Below are 280 nucleotides of genomic sequence, written 5' to 3' on the forward strand. Positions count from 1 at the left end.
TGCAGTCAAAAGCATTGAATGGACTTGATTCGTTATTGTCGATTGTGCAAATGCCAGGCGGGGTGCCGGTGGCGACGGTGGCGATCGGCAAGGCGGGGGCGACCAACGCCGGACTGCTCGCCGCATCGATTCTTGGACTGCTTGAGCCACGCTATATGGAGGCGCTCAAAGCGCGGCGGGAAGCGATTCGCAAACAAATCGTAGAAAGCAGTGATCAATTTGACTAAGCAACGGATCGTTCCTGGGCAGACGATCGGCATCATCGGCGGGGGGCAGCTCG

1 protein-coding gene is annotated in these 280 nt (G+C 57.9%); it reads left to right on the top strand.

Annotation, left to right across the window (positions count from 1 at the left end; all coding sequences use genetic code 11):
- On the top strand, positions 1-227 hold a 227-nt coding region (locus LD028_RS08875), incomplete at its 5' end, for an AIR carboxylase family protein (RefSeq protein ID WP_237811599.1).
- Positions 228-280 lie beyond the last annotated feature (53 nt).

The sequence above is a fragment of the Anoxybacillus sp. LAT27 genome (assembly GCF_022030075.1).
Taxonomy (GTDB): domain Bacteria; phylum Bacillota; class Bacilli; order Bacillales; family Anoxybacillaceae; genus Anoxybacillus; species Anoxybacillus kestanbolensis.